The sequence below is a fragment of the Microbacterium sp. STRO-2N genome (assembly GCF_057747775.1).
In genome coordinates this window covers 3,160,683-3,177,244 of sequence record NZ_CM173223.1, presented here as the reverse complement: position 1 = coordinate 3,177,244, position 16,562 = coordinate 3,160,683, and the positions used below count along the sequence as shown (strand labels likewise).

Here is a 16,562-nt window from a genome sequence, read left to right as displayed (position 1 = left end):
ATAACGTTCCCACGTGCTCGACGCCGACACGCTCCCCGGTCCCGTGCCCGTCATCCCGTTCCCTCGGCGGTTCGAAACGCGCCCCGGCCGCCGGCCGCTCGCGCAGTTCCCCGTGGAACAGCGCGCCGCAGCAGACCTGCCCCCGGAGGGGTACCGGCTCGAAGTGGCCGACGGGCGCGCGGTGGTCGAGGCCTCCGATCCCCGCGGCTTCCGCCACGCCCGCGCGACGCTCGCCGAGCTCGCGGACGCGCACGGCGGCGCGGTGCCGGGCGTCCTGATCGAGGATGCACCCGTGCTGCGGCACCGCGGGATCATCGAGGGCTTCTACGGCGAGCCGTGGTCGCACGAGGAGCGCCTGGCCGCACTGCGGCTGGCGGGCCGAGTGAAGCTCAACTCGTACGTGTACGCACCCAAGGACGACCCGTGGCATCGCGAGCGGTGGCGCGAGCTCTACCCCGCCGCCGAGTTGGAACGCCTCGCCGAGCTGGCGCGGGTGGGCGCGGCCGAGGGCGTCGAGGTGATCGTCGCCCTGCATCCGGCGGGGTCGATGGTCTTCTCGGACGACGCAGAGCACGAGCTGCTCGCGGCCAAGGCGGCGCAGCTGCTGGACGCCGGCATCCCCGGCATCGCCCTGCTGTTCGACGACGTGCCGATGGAGCCGCGGCACGACGCCGATCGTGCGCGCTTCGGCGACGACTCGGCGGCGCTCGGCACCGCCCATGCGGAGGCGGCGCGACGGTTCGCCGAGACGGTGGTGCGCGTGCGACGCCCGGGCGCCGATCTGCTCGTCGTGCCCACGGACTACGCGGGCACGCAGGCGTCGGCGTATCGCGAGGCGTTCGCCGCGGGACTGCCCGACGAGGCTCTGGTGTGGTGGACGGGTCGCGACATCGTCGTCGGCGACATCACGCGCGACGACATCGATGCGGCGGCCGCGGTCTTCGGCGACCGACTGCTGCTGTGGGACAACTTCCCGGTCAACGACTTCGATCGCGGCCGGGCGTTCCTCGGTCCTCTCGTCGGCCGCACGCGAGACGTCGAGGGGTCGGCGCTGCGCGGGGCGTGGTCGAACCCGATGGTCGAGTTCGCCCCCGGGCGCTTCGGCATCGCCGCGTTCGCGGACTGGGCGTGGAACCCGCGCGACTACGACCCCGATCGTGCGGCCGAGGCGGCGCTGCGGATCGTGGCGGGGACGGATGCCGCTGCCCTCGCGCCGCTCGTGCGGACGCTGGCGTCGTGGCCGCCGTCCGCGCCCATGGATCCCTCACTGGCGCGCGCCGCGGACGCGGCGCTGGACGGAGGAGGCGACGGCGAGCTGCGCGCGCGGCTCGAGGAGCTCGCAGCGCTCGGCTCGGTCACGGTGGAAGCGGAACCTGCCCGCTCGCTGCGCGAGTGGCTCGCGGCCGCGGCCGACATGGGTGCCGCGGGTCTCACGGCCCTCGATCACACCGCGGGCGCGGCATCCCGCGAAGAGGTCGAGGCGGCGCTCGCCCGTGCAGAAGGTCACGACAAGAAGGTCGCCGTCGACGTGGTTCCCGCCTTCGTGCGGGCGACGCTCGAGCGCACCGGCGCCTGACGGGGCGGATGCCGCGGCGCGCGGCATCCCGTTGACGGGGTGGCGGCGTCGTGATCCGATGAGGCCATGTCTGATTCCGCTCAGCACAGGGTGCGCGGGCTCGATCACGTGGTCATCGCCGTGACCGACTGGGAACGGTCGACGGCGTTCTACCGCGACGTGATCGGTGCGACCGTCGTGCCGCTCGAGGGCGAACGGGTGAGTTTCCGGACCGGGGCGACGCAGCTGAACGTTCATGGACCGGGGGTGGACGTGTCGACGAACGACGCTCGTCTGCCGGTGCGGCCAGGCAACAGCGATCTCTGCTTCGAGTGGTGGGGGGACATCGCCGAGGCGATCGAGCACCTGCGTGCCCACGACGTCGAGGTCGAGCTCGGGCCGGTGACCCGCGCCGGAGCGAAGGGCTCGGGCGCGAGCGTGTACTTCCGCGATCCCGACGGAAGCCTGCTCGAGTTCATCACGTACCGCTGACCGCGGGCCGCCGCAACTGCGGAGATCATGCGCGACACGCCGGGGCGCGGCCGCGCTGCCCGGCGTGTCGCACGAGGACTCCGCCTCTGTGCTCGAGCCTGACCCGAGGATCAGCTCTCGGGGTAGGCCGCCGCGATGTCGAGCACCCACGTCACGCCGAATCGGTCGGTGAGCTGGCCGTACAGCGGCGCCCACTGCGACGGTTCGAGCGGCTGGCGGACGGTCGCGCCGTCGCTCAGCTTTTCCCAGTAGCGCTGCAGCTCGTCGGAGTCGGTGCCGCGCACCGAGACGAAGAACGGGTCTGCGCCCTGGTCCCACGGCAGGTGGGGGTAGACGTCGTAGGCCATGACCCGGAACCCGTTCGGCCCCGACACCTGGCCCCACACGACATGGTCGGCGGTCTGGGGATCGGTGTTGCCCATGTCGGCGTAGCTGATGACGGTCAGTTCCCCGCCGAAGGCGTCGCGATAGAACTCGAGCGCCGCTCGTGCCGAGCCGCGGAAGTTGAGGTGAGGAGTGACGGAGATCGTCATGTCGGTGTCCTGTCGTTCGATGTCGGTCGCGCCCCCTGCGGGCACCGCTCGATCGTCTCGACAGAAGAGGCCAGGTCGTGTCCGCTACTTCTGCGAGCATGAACGCGTGCCCAAAACGTCGTCTCGCATGCTGACGCTGCTGTCGCTGCTGCAGACGCGCCGCGACTGGCCCGGGCACGTTCTCGCCGAACGGCTCGACGTGAGTGCGCGCACGGTGCGGCGCGACGTCGATCGGCTGCGCGAGCTCGGGTATCGCATCCACGCGATCAAGGGTCCTGACGGCGGCTACCGACTCGAGGCCGGCGACGAGCTGCCGCCGCTGCTGTTCGACGACGAGCAGGCGATCGCGCTCTCGGTGGCGCTGCAGGCGGCGACACTGTCGGCGGCCGGGATCGAAGACGCGGCCCTGCGCGCGCTCACCTCCGTACGTCAGGTGATGCCCGCCCGGCTGCGTCACCGCCTCGACGGGCTGCGCTTCACCGCGGTGTCCGAGGCGGGCGCGCCGGTCTCGCACGACACTCTCGCGCAGGTCTCGGCGGCCATCCGCGCGTGCGAAGAGCTGCGGTTCGACTACACCCGTGCGGGTGAGACGACGGATGCCGACACCGGTGCCCCCGCCGGTCCCCGGCGCGTCCAGCCCCATCACCTGGTTGCGACGCGCGGGCGCTGGTACCTGATCGGGTGGGATGCCGAGCGCGACGACTGGCGCGTGCATCGCGTGGACCGCATGTCCCTGCGATCCCACCGCGGTGCTCGCTTCTCACCGCGGGAGCTTCCGGGCGCTGATCCGCACGCGTTCCTGCGCGCCCGGTTCCGCGGAGCCGTCGAGGGCGACGCGTGGCCGTGCCGGGGCAAGGTCGTGCTGCACGCTCCCGCGTCGCGGGTCATCCCGTTCATCGACGACGGCATCGTGGAGTCCGTCGATGCCGAGTCCTGCCTCGTCGAGCTGGGTGCGTGGTCGTGGGGTGCGCTCGCCGCGCTCCTGCTGCGGTTCGAGGCGTCGATCGACGTGGTCGGCCCGACGGAGCTGACCGCGGCGTTCGCCGAGCTCGGCCGGCGGGCGTCCGCGATCGCGGAGACCCGCCTTCCGGTGTCGTGAGGGCGTGGGCAGACTGACGGAATGGTCCGGCTCTACACCCACAACATCTACGCGCGTCGCGCCGACTGGCCGCGGCGCCGAGAACTGCTCGTCGATGGAATCTCGCAGCTGCAGCCCGATGTCGTGCTGTTCCAGGAGGAAGTGCTCACGTCGGACTACGACGAGACCGCCGACATCGTCGGCGCGGGGTGGAACATCATCCACTCCGCGGGGAGATCGGAGCAGGAGAGCAGCGGGATCTCGATCGCCAGCCGCTGGCCGATGCACCTCGTCGACGAGATCGCCCTCACCGTCGGCGGCCCTCCGATCGACGAGTTCGCCTGGGCGGCGCTGCTCGTCAGGGTCGATTCACCGTCCGGATCGCTCCTCGTCGTGAATCACTTTCCCGACGCTGCGGCCGATCGCGAGGCGGAGCGGGAGCGCCAAGCGGTGATGGTGGAACGGCGCCTGCGCGAGGTCCTGGCGGATGAGGAGATCCCGGCAGTCCTCGCGGGCGACCTCGACGCGGAGCCCGACGCCGCGAGCGTGCGGTTCCTGCTCGGCCGGCAGTCCCTCGAAGGCGAGAGCACCGCCTTCATCCGCGCCTGGGACGCCGCCCATCCGGGTGACCCGTGCTGGACGCTCGATCCCGCGAACGATCTCGTCGCCACCACGATGCCGGGATGGCCCTACCGGGAGATCGATCACATCCTGGTCCGCTGCCGCCGCGACGGCCTGGCGTCACTCCTGGTCGAATCGTGTGCGCGTGTGCACGACCGACCGCGCGACGGCGCGTGGGCGAGCGACCACTACGGCCTGGTCGCAGACCTGGCCGTGCCGCCGCAGCCCGGCGGCTGAGGGGACGTCACTGCTTCTTCGCGAGCACGAACCCCTGCGCATGCCTCTCGGTCGGCCGGGGCCCGCGGTCGAGCACCGCGGTGACGGCGAACCCGGCTGCGGTCAGCGCGTCGCGCACGTACGGCGTGTGGTGCAGGTACGCCGTCAGCTCGATGTCGTGCCCGTACGGCCTGTCGATCCGTCGCTCCCCGGTGCCCGCTTGGTACCCGAGGAGCAGCGCGCCGCCCGGTCGCAGCACGCGGTGGAACTCGTCGTAGACCGGGCCGAGCCGGTGCGGCGGCGTGTGAATGGTGGAGTACCACGCGAGCACGCCGTCGAAGCGGCCGTCGTGGAACGGCAGGTGGGCGTTGTCGCCCACGACCAGCTCGAGGTCAGGGTGTGTCGACCGGGCCACCTCGAGCATCGATGGTGAGAGGTCGCTCCCCGCGAGGACGAGGTCGCCGTCGAGCGCGGACAGGTGCGAGATCATCCGCCCGGTTCCGCACCCCGCGTCGAGCACGGCCGCCGGTCGCGGAGCGAGGGATTCGACGAAGTGCCGCACTATCGCGAGGTCGAGATGCGCCTCGTAGCGCGTATCGGGGATCATCTCGGCGTAGCTCCCGGCGACGACGTCGTACGCTGCCCGCGTTCCGTCCGGTGTGTCGTTCGTCACGTCCGAATCGTAGGCCCGGCTCACCCCGCCGGCGGCACCGGCTCCCCGTCGAGCGTCACCTCGAAGTCGGGGTCGTCGAACCGGACCCGCAACACGGCCTCGTGGGGCTCGTCGCGCCACCGCAGGAGGAGGGACGCGTCATCCGGAGCCTCCCACGAGAACGACCCGCCGAACACCGGATGCCGGCGCAGCTGCGCGAGCGCGAGCTGGCCACGCGTCACCTCGGTGTCGAGCGCGCGGCGCACCTCGTCGGCGGTGTAGCGGTGACGGTTGACGTCACGCCCCTGCCCGGTCTGCGCGAAGAGTGCGGTGTCGTCCGCACCGCCGAGCAGGCCGACGTAGTAGAACTGCGGCTCGCCGGGCAGGAACACCTGCAGGGCTCGGGCCAGCAGCATCCGTCGCGTGTCTCGTCCCAGCACGCTGAAGAACGTGGCGTTGATCTGATGCGGCAGCGTCATCCACGCCGGGACGACGGATGCCACGGACGAATGCCCGCCCGTGGCGTCATGCGCCCGGCGGAACACCTCGGCCATCTCGTCGTGCGACAGCAGGCCCGCGCGGTCGCCCGACGGGCCCGCATCGATCACGCCGATGCCGTCGTGCGTGTCGAGCACGGTCACGGCGTTGGAGGGACGGATGCCGAGCCACGACGCGAGCCGGTCGCTCCGGCCCGTCGCCAGGGCGTCGAGCAGCAGCGGCGGGAGCGCGAAGTCGTACACGAGGTCGACGAGCGGCGCGATCGCCTGCTGCTGCGTGTAGTGCGCGTGCACTTCGACGAGCACCCGCATGCCGCGCGTGCGGATGAGGTCGGCGGCCTGCGCGACGAACTCGAGCGTGTGCGGGGTCATGAACGAGTCGGTGCCGGGCGTCTTCACGGCGTAGCCGACGGCGTCGAGCCGCACCGTGCCGACGCCGCCCGCGGCGAGGGTCTCGGCGAGCCGCTCGAGGTACGCCAGGCCGGCGGGATGGGTGACGTCGAGGTCGACCTGCGAGGGCATGAAGGTGGTCCACACGAGACGCCGCGCACCGTCCGCACCGCGGTACGGCGTGAACGGCAGGCCCGGCCGGGGCCGGTAGAACGCGGTGATGTCGGCCTCGCTCGCCCCGTTCCGGAACACGCGGCCGAACGTCAGGAACATGCCGTCGTGCGGCGAGGAGGATCCGCGCGCAAGCCAGTCCTCGAACTCCGCCGAGCGGTTCGACACGTGATTGACGATGAGGTCGGCGGTCACCTCGTGCGTCTCGGCGATGCGGCGGATGTCGCCCCACGAGCCCAATCGCGGGTCGACGGCGGTGTGATCCACCGGATCGAAGCCGGTGTCGTCGCCGTCGAACGGCGTGAAGAAGGGAAGCACGTGGACGCCCGAGAACGGGGCGAGCTCGTCGGCGAGCAGCCGCCCGAGACTGGGCAGGTCGCCGGCCAGGCGGTCGGCGTAGGTGAGGAGCGAGACGCCGGTCATCGCGCCGAGAGGCTCTCGACGAACCGCGTCGCGCCCGACGCGGGCGAGGTCAGCACGCGGGGGTCGTCCCCGGCTCCGGTCGCCATCGACGCCTGCGCGAGCACGATGACGTCGACGTCGCCCGCTTCGGCGATCGCCTCGGCGATGAGCCGGTCGTGACGCGCGAGGTCGCCCGCGGCTCGCGCGTCGGCGGCCTCGGCGACGACGCGCGCCGTCACCTCGACGTCGGATCCGGCGGCCGACGACCCCACCAGGCGGCTCGTCGGTCCGAGGGTCGCCGACAGCGTCGCGAGCACGAGGATCCGCCCCTGCCCGGCTCGTGCGCGCCGCACAGCCTCAGCGGCCATCGCCGCGTCGACGCGCACGAGCGGCACGCCGACAGCGGCAGCGGCATCCGTCGCCGCCTCGCCGATGGACGAGCACGTCACCAGCACCGACTCGGCGCCTGCGTCGCGCAGCGCACCGAGGTGAGCCCGCAGATCGGCCTCGACGTCGTCGGTGATGCCGCCGGCCATTGCGCGCGAGAGCAGCGACGGGTCGGCGGTGTGGACGATGTCGAGGTCGCCGCGACGCTCGGTGAGCAGGCCGTGGAACACGGGCACGAGCGCGGGGACCGTGTGGAGGACGCCGACGCGCATGCTCACGCCTCCCGCCACGGGCGTGCGTTCGCGTCGACGATGTCGCCGAGCGCCTTCAGTCGGTCGACCGAGCGTGCGCGCAGCTCCCCGCGCACATCGGAGCTGCCCACGATGTCGCTCCACAGCGCGCGGCCGGCGAGGAATCCGCTCGCGCCTTCGAGGCACGCCGCCCGCACCGCGCCGGCGAACCGATCGCGCTCGACCCCCTGCGACAGCACGACCCAGGGTCCTGTCATGCACGCGTTCAGCTCCGCGCTGGCCGCGCGCTGCTGCGCCTCGTCACCGGCGCCCGCGAGCGGGACCTGCGCCTTGTAGAGGTCGGGGTGCAGGGCCGACAGCTCGCGAGCGGCCTCGCGGATCGCGGCATCCGTGTCGAAGTCCTCCTCGCCGGGCGCCGCGCGCACGACCGGCTCGAGCACCGACAGCACGCCGTTCTCGCGCGCCACGTCGATGAACCGCGCCGCGAGCTCGACGCGCGCCTCGCGCCGCTCGTCGCGTCGCCAGATGAGAAGCAGCTTGAGCGCGTCGACGCCCTCCGGGATCGCGGCCACGGCGTCTTCGTCGAGGGCCGTGTCTTCGACCGGGCCCCCGTCGGCCTGATCGAGCGCGTCGACCGCGAGGATCAGGCCGGTCGAGGAGGGCAGCGCCGCGCTGACCCGGTCGAACCCGAACCGCCGGTCGGCGAGGAAGCCCGACGCGTACGGGCCGAGCTCCTCGGCGACGGCGACCTTGAAGTCGATCAGCACGTCGTCGGCGGGGCGTCCGTGGCCGGCGAGGTCGAACATGTGGCGCAGGCTCTCGCGCTGATCCATCGCGACCATGGCGAACGCGCCCGACGGGCGGGCGATGGCATCGAGGGTGGTCATGATTCTCCTTCGAGGACGGTCTCGAGGAACCGTCGGTAGGCGTGGTCCAGGTCGGGTGCGCTCGCGGGTGTCACGTCGTGACGGGCGAGCGAGAGATGAGCGGATGCCGCACCCGCACGCACGGCGGCGAGAAGCGCGGCGCCTGCGGCCACGGGTTCGGCTGCGGCGGTGGTGAACGTCGGGACGCGGGCGGTCGCGGTGAGCGGCGCCCAGGCCCGGATGCGGTCCGCGAGCGAACCGAGCAGCGTGATCTCGGTCGCGGTCGAGCCGGCGAGCGCATCGATCGCCTCGCGCATCCACCGCGCGTGGAACACGAGACCCTGGAGCACGGCGCGGGCGCGCACCGCGGGATCGCTCGCGGCGCCCCGCACGACGACGCCGGCGCCGGCGTGGGGGAGCGGGCACTGCCGACCGGACGGGTAGGGAAGCACGGTCATGAGCGTGCCCTCCCACGGGTCTGCGGGAAGCGATGCGAGGCGCGTGGGCACGTCGTCGGCCGGGTGCTCTGCCGCCCACCACTCGAGCATCGCACCGCACGCGCGGCTGCCTCCGAGCACGGTGAGCGCTGTGCCGTCGACCGTGCGACCGATCGAGAACCCGTCGGCGACCGCAGCCGCGGTGACGACGGCATCCGTCACCCGCACGACGGCCTCGGCCGTTCCCAGCGAGTCCGCGACCGCGCCGGTGGTGCGCACGCCGCTCGCCCACGCGCCGACGGCGTGGTCGTGGCCCGCGATGTAGACGGGGATGCCGGAATCGAGGCCGAATGCCCGGGCCGCACCCGATGCCGCTCCGACCGGGTCGCCAGGCCGTCGGATCTCCGGGAGGACGTCGGCACGCACGCCAAGGCCCTCGAGGACATCGGCGTCCCATGCCTCGCCCCGGTCGCCGGCCATCATCGTGCGCGCCGCGAGCGTGTGGTCGGTCGCCCGCGCGCCGGTGAGCGCGTGTGCGACGAGGTCCGCGACGCCGGCCCAGTGGCGCGCGGCATCGAAGGCGTCGGGATCGTCGGAGCGCAGGGCGGTCAGTGTGACGGCCGTGGGCTTCGTGGTCGCAGGCACCCCGGTGCGCGCGGGAAGATCCGGATGCCGCGACAGCAGGTCGTCGAGATGCCGCCGGTCGACGCGGCGGTTCCACCGCAGCAGCGGGGTGAGCGCGTGCCCGTCCGCGTCGAGCGCGGCGCCGCTCTCGGCCATCGACGCGATGCCCACGGCTGCGACCGGTCTCTCGGCCGCCGCGGCGCACTCGCGCGTGATCGCGGCGACGGCGGCGAGAAGCCCCTCGACGTCGCCCGGCGTCGGCGTGCGCGCGACGTGCCGCACCGTCACGCCGTCGGCCGCATCGTCGGCCACGGCGACGAGGGCGGCCTTCGTCGTCGTGCTCCCGATGTCGAGGCCCAGGGCGAGTGTCACTCGTCCAGTTTGTTACATTTTGAACAGACTTGCCAAACATGTTCGATAATCAACAGGATCGAGTTCTGTCCTGTCACCGGGAGGAGGGCGACCCATGCGATACACCGGCGCGCCGGAACGGCGAGCAGAGCTCGAGCGCCTGGTCGCGGCCGACGGCTACATCGCCTCCGCCGAGGTCGCGCAGCGGCTCGGGGTCTCCGAGATGACGGTGCGGCGCGACCTGCGCCTCCTCGAGCAGGAGGGCGTGCTGCGGCGCGTGGCAGGCGGCGCGACGATCGCGTCGGCGAGCGTGCCGTTCGAACGCCGCGACGAGGTCGGTGCCGCTCAGAAGCGCGCGATCGCGGAGCTCGCGGCGGCCGAGACGGCGGGTGCGGAAGTCGTCGCCCTCGACGCCGGCACGACGGTCGCCGCCGTCGCACCGCTGCTGCACGGCAGCACGATCGTCACGCACTCCCTGCCGGTGATCGAGGCGCTGTCGCACCAGCCCGAGCCGCGGCTCATCGCGGCGGGTGGGCACTATCAACCCGACACCCGGTGCTTCGCGGGTCCCCTCGCCGAAGAGACGCTGCGGGGCGTCCGGTGCGACATCGCGCTGCTGTCGGCGACCGCCGTGGGCCTGGACGGGCTGTGGGGGACGAACGTGCTGGACGCCGCGATCAAGCGGGTGCTGGCACGACAGTCGTCGCGGGTCGTGCTGCTGGCTGACGCCGACAAGCTGGAGCGCACCTCGGTCGTCCGCATCGCCGACCTCGACATCGTCGACGTGCTCATCACCGACGCGCGCGCCGACGGCGAGACGCTGGCCCGGTTCGAAGCGGCCGGCATCGAGGTGAGGATCGCGCGATGAGTATCGAGCTCGGCGTCATCGCCGACGACATCACCGGCGCCTGCGATGTCGCCGCCGGGGTGAGCGCGGTCGGCCTCGGCGCCGAGGTGCGACTCGGCGTGCCGGATCCGTCGATTCCGCCGACGGACGCGTGCGTGATCGTCGCGCTGAAGTCCCGCACCGCCCCGCCTGCGCAGGCGGTCGCCGAGAGCGTCGAGGCCGCGCGCATCCTCGGGTCGTGGGGCGCCCGGCGGCTCTACCAGAAGTACTGTTCGACGTTCGACTCGACCGACCGGGGGAACATCGGCCCGGTCTCCGACGCCCTGATCGACGAGCTGGGCCCGGATGCGGCATCCGTCGGCACGCCCGCGACGCCTGCCGTCGCACGCACGATGCACCGCGGTCATCTGTTCGTCGGCGACCGGCTGCTGTCGGAGTCGTCGCTCGCGCACCACCCGCTCACGCCGATGCGCGATGCCGACCTCGTGCGCGTCCTCGGCCGGCAGACGCCGCGACGGGTCGGGCTCGTTCCGATCGAGACGGTCCACGCCGGCGAGGCCGCCGTGGCCGAGCTGGTGCGCGAGCTGCGCGCCGACGGCGTGCGTCATGTGCTGCTCGACGCCGTGGAAGAGCCGGACCTGGATGCCGCAGCCGCCGCGGTCGAGGAATCCGGTGATCTGCTGATCGCGGGTGCCGCCGGCCTCGCCGTCGCCCTTGCGCGCCGGCTCGTCGGCGGTGGCGTGTCCTCGGTCGCGCCGCCACCGCCCGGGCGCGCGCTCATCCTCTCGGGGAGCGGGTCGGAGCGCACGCGGGCGCAGGTGGCCGCGTTCGGCGGCCCGCGATGGAACCTCGCGGTCGACATGCTCGCCGCAGACCTCGACACGGCCGTGGCCGAGGCGCTCGCGTTCGTCGAGGAAACTCGCGGCATCCCGCTCGTGTCGGCCACCGCCGACCCGCCGGAGGTCGCACGCGCGCAGGAGCGCTGGGGGCGAGAGCGCGCCGCGTCGCTCGTCGAACAAGCGCTGGCGCGCATCGCCGTCGGCGCCGTCGAGGGGCTGGGCGTCCGTCGCATCCTGGTGGCGGGCGGGGAGACCTCTGGAGCGGTCGCGGCGGCCCTCGGTGTGTCGACGCTGCGCGTGCGCCGCGTGGCTGCCCCGGGCGTCGCCTGGACCATCGCGGACACCGCGGGCCGCGCGCTCGACCTGTGCTTCAAGTCCGGCAATTTCGGCGGCACGGACTTCTTCGCCGCAGCCTTCGAGGAGGACCGATGAATGGGCAGCAGCTGGTCGACGCGTGCCGTGCCGTCGCAGGGGCGGGACTGTCGCCGGGCAGCTCGGGCAACGCCAGTGTGCTCGTGGGCGACCGCATCCTGATCACACCCACGGGCTCGTCGCTGCGCCGTGTCACCGTCGACGACCTGTGCACGCTCACCCTCCACGGCGAGCACGTCTCGGGCCCGGCCCCCACGAAGGAGTGGTCGCTTCACGTCGCGGCCTACCGTGCGCGGCCCGATGCGCGCGCGATCATCCACCTGCACTCGCGCGCCGCGACGGCGGTCTCGTGCCTCGCGTGCGACCACGGCGCCGACCCGCTGCCGCCGTACACGCCGTACCGCCTCCGCACGCTCGGTCGCGTCCGCGTCGTCGACTACGCGCCACCCGGATCGGAGGCACTCGCACACGGCGTCGAGGAGGCGGCGGCCGACGCGCACGCGATGCTGCTCGCCAATCACGGCAGCGTGGTGTGCGCTCCCGACCTCGTGCGCGCCGTCGACCTCTGCGAAGAGCTCGAGGCCGCCGCCGAACTGGCGCTCGCGCTGCACGGCCGCGACGCTCGTCTGCTCGACCCGGCGACGGCCTGGGGCTGACGCGCTTTCCGCCTCGGCGCGGTGGGTCACCGTCGATGTCGGTGGGTGCCCATTACCGTGGAGGCATGAAGTCTGCTCGGCTCCCTCGCATCGGCACCCAGCTGCCTCGGCGCGGCTTCGTGATGGCTACGATCACCGTCGTCGACGAGCACGGGTTCACGCACCATTACGCGCCGGTCGAGACCCCGACGGGTGCGCTCCGCGATGCCGTCGCGCTCATGCACCTGCATTCGACCGCGACGGATGCCGCGACCGCCCCCGAGTCGAAGACCCAGGCCGGCTGACGCCCGCGGTCGCGGGCAACGCTCAGCGAGGGGCGGGTGAGGGCTCGCGCCACTCCGATGCGGCGGGCCGCGTCATGCTCGCGCTCACGGCTCGATCCTGTCACGTCCCACCCCTGGGCGCGCCTTCGGCAATGACGCCTGGTCAGCGCATCCAGAAGTCCTCTGGCCGCCGTCCCGGGCGGAAACCGAAGAGCTCGAGCATCGCGACCGCCTCGGGGAAGTTCGCCGCGAGTCCATCCGGGCCGTGAGAGTCGCTGCCGAACGTCACCGCGCGCCCGCCCTCTTCCGCCCACCATTGCGGGATCCACGGCCAGAGTCGTCGCGTGTTCATCTCGAGAGCGCGGTCCGAGTCGGCGATCGCGCGCATCGCGGCTCGGAAGCCTTCCTCGAAATCGCGGGGATCGAAGGGACCCGCGACCGCGGCCGGCCACGAACGCACCGCATAGTCGATGTGCGTGAACACTTCGAAGGAGGCCGAACCGGCGACCATCCGCGGTATCTCTTCCAGATAAGCCCACATCACTTCGTCTGCCGGCGCGTGGCGATACAGCGTCGTCGGTTCAGTGCGGGTGCCGTCGCGGAACGGCAGCATGTGGAGGGATCCGTTCACGCGATCGATCGCGCCCGAGGACAGCAGATCGGCGGCGTGCCACTCCCAGAGATGCGGCTGCCCGAACTCCACGCCCGTCAGGATCCGAAGCTCGGGGAAGTCGTGACGGCAGCGCTCGATGGCCGTGAGGTAGCCCTCGACGTCGAACTCGGGCAGGTGCACATGTCCGACCGCGTCGACGTACTTCTGGCCGTGCTCGCCGAGGTCGCCGTCGTCCACCATCCAGTCGTCCTCGAAGTCCAGGTGCTCGGTGAACACGATGGCCGGGAGCCCGATCCGCATCGCGCGTTCGCACATGCGGACCATCGAATCTCTCGACCCCGGGACCGAGGCCCAGTCCCAAGACCACTCGCTGTGCACGTGGGCATCGGCGGGGAGGGCCGTCATGACGCGAGGCTACTCCCCGTCTCGGGCTCGCGGTATCCGTCGCTCGTCCGGCGTCAGCGCTCTTCCGGCGCGTGATCCGGTGCGAGGTGTCCCGCCAGCCCGAGCGGCATGACGTGCGGCCGCCCGTGCACGGGCTCGCGCACGACGGCGGCGCGGAGGCCGAACACGTCGGCGAGCAGGTCGGCGGTCACGACCTCGTCGGGCGTTCCCGATGCGACGATGCGGCCGTCCTTCATCGCGACGATCTGCGAGGCGTAGCGGGCGGCGAGCGAGATGTCGTGCAGCACCATGAGCACCGTGCGGCCGTGATGCCGATTGAGGTCGTGGACGAGCTCGAGGACCTCGACCTGATGAGCGAGGTCGAGGTACGTGGTCGGCTCGTCCAGAAGCACGATCTCGGTCTGCTGCGCGAGCGCCATCGACAGCCAAGCCCGTTGCCGCTGACCGCCCGACAGCTCGTCGAGGGGCATATCGGCGAGATGATCGACGCCGGTCGCGGCCATCGACTCGCGCACGACCGTCTCGTCGGCGCGCCCGAACTGCTCGTACCACCGCTGATGCGGGTGTCGCCCGCGAGCGACCAGCTCGGCGACGGTGAGGCCCGCTGGCGCCTCCGGGTTCTGCGGCAGCAGCGCGAGGCGCTGCGCGACCTGGCGCGTGGGGATGCTGCGCAGCGAGACGCCGTCCAGCAGCACGTCTCCGCTCGCCGGCGCCATGACGCGTCCGAGGGCACGCAGCAGGGTCGACTTCCCGCAGCCGTTCGGACCGATGATCGCGGTGACCTGACCGTCGGGAACCTCGAAGTCGAGCCCCGAGACCACCGGACGCCCGTCGTACGAGAGCGTGAGCGAGCGGGCGCACAGGCGTGCGGTCATGCCGTCCTCCGTTGCGTCGAGATCAGCAGCCACACGAGGTACGGCACCCCGATGATGGCTGTCCCCACGCCGGCGGGCAGCGGTATGGGGAAGATGCGGGCGGTGAGGACGTCGGCGAGCAGCACCATGAGCGCGCCCACGAGAGCGGATGCCGCGAGCGGGGGAGTCGCGGACCGCACGAGCATCCGCGCGATCTGGGGTGCGGCGAGTGCGACGAATCCGAGCGGGCCGGCGATGACCGTCGCGAGAGAAGCGAGCAGTACTGCTGCCACGAGCGCCAGCGCGCGCGAGCGGTTGACGCGCGCGCCGAGCCCCACCGCGGTCGGCTCGCCGAACGCCGTCAGCGACAGCGGGCGCGCGACGAAGCCGGTCGCCGCCATCAGCACGACCGCGGCGACCGCGAGCGGGCCGACGAGAGTCCACTCCTCGGCGTTGAGCGAGCCCGACATCCACGTGAGGGCCTGGGCGGCGTTCGTCACGTCGCCGAGGGTGAGCAGCCACGTCACAAGGCTCGTCGCGAGCCACGAGACGCCGAGGCCCACGAGCACGATGCGGTAGCCGTCGATCGACCGCCGATAGGAGAGGAGGAACACCGCGAGCCCCGCGATCAGTCCGCCGAGGAACGCCGCGGCCGGCATCCCGATGAGCGCCGCCGCGCCCGACAAGCCTCCGGCTCCGCCGCCCGCGAGCACGAGCACGCCGACCGCGCCGAGCGACGCCCCGGCCGTGACGCCGAGGATGTCGGGGCTGGCGAGCGGGTTGCGCGCGATGGTCTGCGTGATGGCGCCGGCGACGGCGAGCGCCGACCCCGACACGAGCGCGGCGACCGTGCGCGGCATCCGGAACTCCGTCACGGCCAGCTCGGTCCGCGGATCCGGTGGTGCCCCGAGCAGCGTGCTCAGCACCGCGCCGAAGTCGATCGCGCTGCCGCCGAGCGAGACATGCAGCGCACAGCCGAGGAGCGTCGCCACGAGCAGCGCGGCGACCACGACGACGGTGCGCGGCCGCCACAGCACCGACACCGCTCCCCACCGGATGACGGGGAGCAGCGGCCGCCGCGCGGTCGTCGAGGTCATGGCGACACCAGCCGGCGACGGCGCGCGAGCGCGATGAAGAAGGGTGCCCCGGCCACGGCGAGGACGACCGAGACCGACAGCTCACCCGGCTGGGCGATCACGCGGCCGATGGTGTCGGCGACGAGGAGGACGGCGCTGCCCACGAGTGCCGCCGCAGGCAGCTGCCAGCGATAGTCCGCCCCGACGAGAGCGCGCGCGATATGGGGCACGATGAGTCCCGCGAACGCGATCGGCCCGGCGAGCATGACGGCAGCGCCGGCGAGCAGAGTGATGGCGGCGATGCCGAGCACGCGTGCGCGCCGGAGGGAGACTCCGAGGGATGCCGCGGCCTGCGGTCCGAGCGCGAGCGCGTTGAGCGCCGGGCCGTTCGCCAGAGCCAGCACGATCCCGACGGCGACGAACGGCCACATGTACGAGAGTGCCCCGTTACGGGTCGCGAGCGAGCCCACCTGCCAGAACCGCAGGGCGTCGAGGGCGTCGAGATTCATCAGCACCGTGGCGGTCACGAGCGCGCCGAACAGGGCCGAGACGGCGACGCCCGCCAGGACCAGCGTGATCGGCGTCGCCCCGCCGCGTGAGCTCGCGGCGATCGCGAACACCAGCGCGGACGCCCCGAGCGCACCGCCGAAGGCGAAGAGAGCCTGCACCGGTCCCGAGGGATTGCCGGTCGCGGCGACCAGGACGATCGCGAGCGCCGCCCCCTGGAAGATGCCGAGGAGGCCCGGATCGGCGATCGGGTTGCGGGTGTGTCCCTGCACGAGCGCGCCGGCGAGCCCCAGGCACGCGCCGACGACGGTGCCGAGCACGGTGCGCGGCACACGCAGACCCATGATGGCGACGTCGGCGTCACTGCCGGTGGGGGCGAAGAACGCGGCGAGCACCTGAGCGGGGGACGTCGGCATGCCGCCGATGCAGACGCTGACGACCGCGGCGACGGCGACCGCGGCGAGGGCGACGGCGAGCACGAGAGGGCGGCTGACGCGCCGGCTCGGCGAGGAAGTGCGGATCACGTTCGGGTTTCGTCGTCTGCTAGATTCGAGAGCGCGAACTTAGGTAAGCCTTAGCTTCCAAGCGCATCTCTCCCATCCTAATC

General features: G+C 72.5%; 18 protein-coding genes. 8 read left to right on the top strand and 10 right to left on the bottom strand.

Going from position 1 to position 16,562, the window contains the following annotated elements; all coding sequences use genetic code 11:
• Positions 1-13 precede the first annotated feature (13 nt).
• Together AC3ANN_RS14695 and AC3ANN_RS14690 are read left to right on the top strand one after the other, a co-directional pair.
• A complete protein-coding gene (locus AC3ANN_RS14695; protein ID WP_488338128.1) occupies positions 14-1,576 on the top strand; it encodes a beta-N-acetylglucosaminidase domain-containing protein in 1,563 nt (520 codons plus the stop codon).
• A 66-nt stretch (positions 1,577-1,642) separates the two neighbouring features.
• The gene (locus AC3ANN_RS14690) at positions 1,643-2,047 is read left to right on the top strand and encodes a VOC family protein (RefSeq protein ID WP_488338127.1); all 405 of its coding nucleotides are present in this window, start codon (positions 1,643-1,645) and stop codon (positions 2,045-2,047) included.
• Positions 2,048-2,157: 110 nt separating this feature from the next.
• Here AC3ANN_RS14690 and AC3ANN_RS14685 read toward each other — a convergent pair whose 3' ends face one another.
• Positions 2,158-2,580: a VOC family protein gene (locus tag AC3ANN_RS14685; RefSeq protein WP_488338126.1), complete on the bottom strand. Its 423-nt coding sequence runs from the start codon at positions 2,578-2,580 to the stop codon at positions 2,158-2,160.
• A gap of 106 nt (positions 2,581-2,686) precedes the next feature.
• Here AC3ANN_RS14685 and AC3ANN_RS14680 point away from each other — a divergent pair, with 106 nt between their 5' ends.
• On the top strand, positions 2,687-3,679 hold the full coding sequence (locus tag AC3ANN_RS14680) for a helix-turn-helix transcriptional regulator (protein ID WP_488338125.1): 993 nt from the start codon (positions 2,687-2,689) through the stop codon (positions 3,677-3,679).
• A 21-nt stretch (positions 3,680-3,700) separates the two neighbouring features.
• Positions 3,701-4,516: an endonuclease/exonuclease/phosphatase family protein gene (locus AC3ANN_RS14675; RefSeq protein WP_488338124.1), complete on the top strand. Its 816-nt coding sequence runs from the start codon at positions 3,701-3,703 to the stop codon at positions 4,514-4,516.
• Positions 4,517-4,523: 7 nt separating this feature from the next.
• Here the strand turns inward: AC3ANN_RS14675 and AC3ANN_RS14670 are convergent, their stop codons facing one another.
• Genes AC3ANN_RS14670 through AC3ANN_RS14650 form a run of 5 tightly spaced genes read right to left on the bottom strand, consistent with a single transcriptional unit; the run spans position 4,524 to position 9,544 of the window.
• Positions 4,524-5,168, bottom strand: a complete 645-nt coding sequence (locus AC3ANN_RS14670) for a class I SAM-dependent DNA methyltransferase (RefSeq protein WP_488338123.1) — start codon at positions 5,166-5,168, stop codon at positions 4,524-4,526.
• A 20-nt stretch (positions 5,169-5,188) separates the two neighbouring features.
• The gene (locus AC3ANN_RS14665) at positions 5,189-6,628 is read right to left on the bottom strand and encodes an alpha-amylase family glycosyl hydrolase (protein WP_488338122.1); all 1,440 of its coding nucleotides are present in this window, start codon (positions 6,626-6,628) and stop codon (positions 5,189-5,191) included.
• On the bottom strand, positions 6,625-7,266 hold the full coding sequence (locus AC3ANN_RS14660) for an aspartate/glutamate racemase family protein (protein ID WP_488338121.1): 642 nt from the start codon (positions 7,264-7,266) through the stop codon (positions 6,625-6,627). Before AC3ANN_RS14660 ends, AC3ANN_RS14665 begins: the two co-directional genes overlap by 4 nt.
• A 2-nt stretch (positions 7,267-7,268) precedes the next feature.
• Entirely contained in the window at positions 7,269-8,132 is an 864-nt protein-coding gene (locus tag AC3ANN_RS14655; protein WP_488338120.1) for a hypothetical protein, read from the bottom strand.
• Entirely contained in the window at positions 8,129-9,544 is a 1,416-nt protein-coding gene (locus AC3ANN_RS14650) for an FGGY family carbohydrate kinase (protein ID WP_488338119.1), read from the bottom strand. Before AC3ANN_RS14650 ends, AC3ANN_RS14655 begins: the two co-directional genes overlap by 4 nt.
• Positions 9,545-9,638: 94 nt before the next feature.
• Between AC3ANN_RS14650 and AC3ANN_RS14645 the strand changes: the two genes are divergently transcribed.
• The 4 genes from AC3ANN_RS14645 to AC3ANN_RS14630 all read left to right on the top strand — a co-directional run bounded on the left by AC3ANN_RS14645 (position 9,639) and on the right by AC3ANN_RS14630 (position 12,521).
• Positions 9,639-10,391, top strand: a complete 753-nt coding sequence (locus tag AC3ANN_RS14645; RefSeq protein WP_488338118.1) for a DeoR/GlpR family DNA-binding transcription regulator — start codon at positions 9,639-9,641, stop codon at positions 10,389-10,391.
• On the top strand, positions 10,388-11,641 hold the full coding sequence (gene otnK / locus AC3ANN_RS14640; RefSeq protein ID WP_488338117.1) for a 3-oxo-tetronate kinase: 1,254 nt from the start codon (positions 10,388-10,390) through the stop codon (positions 11,639-11,641). Before AC3ANN_RS14645 ends, otnK begins: the two co-directional genes overlap by 4 nt.
• Positions 11,638-12,237: a class II aldolase/adducin family protein gene (locus tag AC3ANN_RS14635; RefSeq protein ID WP_488338116.1), complete on the top strand. Its 600-nt coding sequence runs from the start codon at positions 11,638-11,640 to the stop codon at positions 12,235-12,237. The genes otnK and AC3ANN_RS14635 overlap by 4 nt, the downstream gene beginning before the upstream one ends.
• Positions 12,238-12,302: 65 nt before the next feature.
• Positions 12,303-12,521, top strand: a complete 219-nt coding sequence (locus AC3ANN_RS14630) for a hypothetical protein (RefSeq protein ID WP_488338115.1) — start codon at positions 12,303-12,305, stop codon at positions 12,519-12,521.
• A gap of 142 nt (positions 12,522-12,663) precedes the next feature.
• Here the strand turns inward: AC3ANN_RS14630 and AC3ANN_RS14625 are convergent, their stop codons facing one another.
• The 4 genes from AC3ANN_RS14625 to AC3ANN_RS14610 are packed head-to-tail and all read right to left on the bottom strand — an operon-like array spanning position 12,664 to position 16,479.
• The gene (locus tag AC3ANN_RS14625) at positions 12,664-13,518 is read right to left on the bottom strand and encodes a PHP domain-containing protein (protein WP_488338114.1); all 855 of its coding nucleotides are present in this window, start codon (positions 13,516-13,518) and stop codon (positions 12,664-12,666) included.
• 53 nt (positions 13,519-13,571) lie between these two features.
• The gene (locus AC3ANN_RS14620) at positions 13,572-14,393 is read right to left on the bottom strand and encodes an ABC transporter ATP-binding protein (protein WP_488338113.1); all 822 of its coding nucleotides are present in this window, start codon (positions 14,391-14,393) and stop codon (positions 13,572-13,574) included.
• Complete coding sequence (locus AC3ANN_RS14615; RefSeq protein WP_488338112.1) at positions 14,390-15,469, bottom strand: FecCD family ABC transporter permease; 1,080 nt, start codon at positions 15,467-15,469, stop codon at positions 14,390-14,392. Before AC3ANN_RS14615 ends, AC3ANN_RS14620 begins: the two co-directional genes overlap by 4 nt.
• Entirely contained in the window at positions 15,466-16,479 is a 1,014-nt protein-coding gene (locus AC3ANN_RS14610; protein WP_488338111.1) for a FecCD family ABC transporter permease, read from the bottom strand. The genes AC3ANN_RS14615 and AC3ANN_RS14610 overlap by 4 nt, the downstream gene beginning before the upstream one ends.
• Positions 16,480-16,562: the final 83 nt, after the last annotated feature.

Excerpts from the sequence above, each read along its gene's own strand:
- AC3ANN_RS14690 (WP_488338127.1), top strand. The coding sequence starts at position 1,643 with ATGTCTGATTCCGCTCAGCACAGGGTGCGCGGGCTCGATCACGTGGTC.
- AC3ANN_RS14685 (WP_488338126.1), bottom strand. The coding sequence starts at position 2,580 with ATGACGATCTCCGTCACTCCTCACCTCAACTTCCGCGGCTCGGCACGA.
- AC3ANN_RS14675 (WP_488338124.1), top strand. The coding sequence starts at position 3,701 with ATGGTCCGGCTCTACACCCACAACATCTACGCGCGTCGCGCCGACTGG.
- AC3ANN_RS14665 (WP_488338122.1), bottom strand. The coding sequence starts at position 6,628 with ATGACCGGCGTCTCGCTCCTCACCTACGCCGACCGCCTGGCCGGCGAC.
- AC3ANN_RS14660 (WP_488338121.1), bottom strand. The coding sequence starts at position 7,266 with ATGCGCGTCGGCGTCCTCCACACGGTCCCCGCGCTCGTGCCCGTGTTC.
- AC3ANN_RS14655 (WP_488338120.1), bottom strand. The coding sequence starts at position 8,132 with ATGACCACCCTCGATGCCATCGCCCGCCCGTCGGGCGCGTTCGCCATG.
- AC3ANN_RS14645 (WP_488338118.1), top strand. The coding sequence starts at position 9,639 with ATGCGATACACCGGCGCGCCGGAACGGCGAGCAGAGCTCGAGCGCCTG.
- otnK (WP_488338117.1), top strand. The coding sequence starts at position 10,388 with ATGAGTATCGAGCTCGGCGTCATCGCCGACGACATCACCGGCGCCTGC.
- AC3ANN_RS14635 (WP_488338116.1), top strand. The coding sequence starts at position 11,638 with ATGAATGGGCAGCAGCTGGTCGACGCGTGCCGTGCCGTCGCAGGGGCG.
- AC3ANN_RS14630 (WP_488338115.1), top strand. The coding sequence starts at position 12,303 with ATGAAGTCTGCTCGGCTCCCTCGCATCGGCACCCAGCTGCCTCGGCGC.
- AC3ANN_RS14625 (WP_488338114.1), bottom strand. The coding sequence starts at position 13,518 with ATGACGGCCCTCCCCGCCGATGCCCACGTGCACAGCGAGTGGTCTTGG.
- AC3ANN_RS14620 (WP_488338113.1), bottom strand. The coding sequence starts at position 14,393 with ATGACCGCACGCCTGTGCGCCCGCTCGCTCACGCTCTCGTACGACGGG.
- AC3ANN_RS14615 (WP_488338112.1), bottom strand. The coding sequence starts at position 15,469 with ATGACCTCGACGACCGCGCGGCGGCCGCTGCTCCCCGTCATCCGGTGG.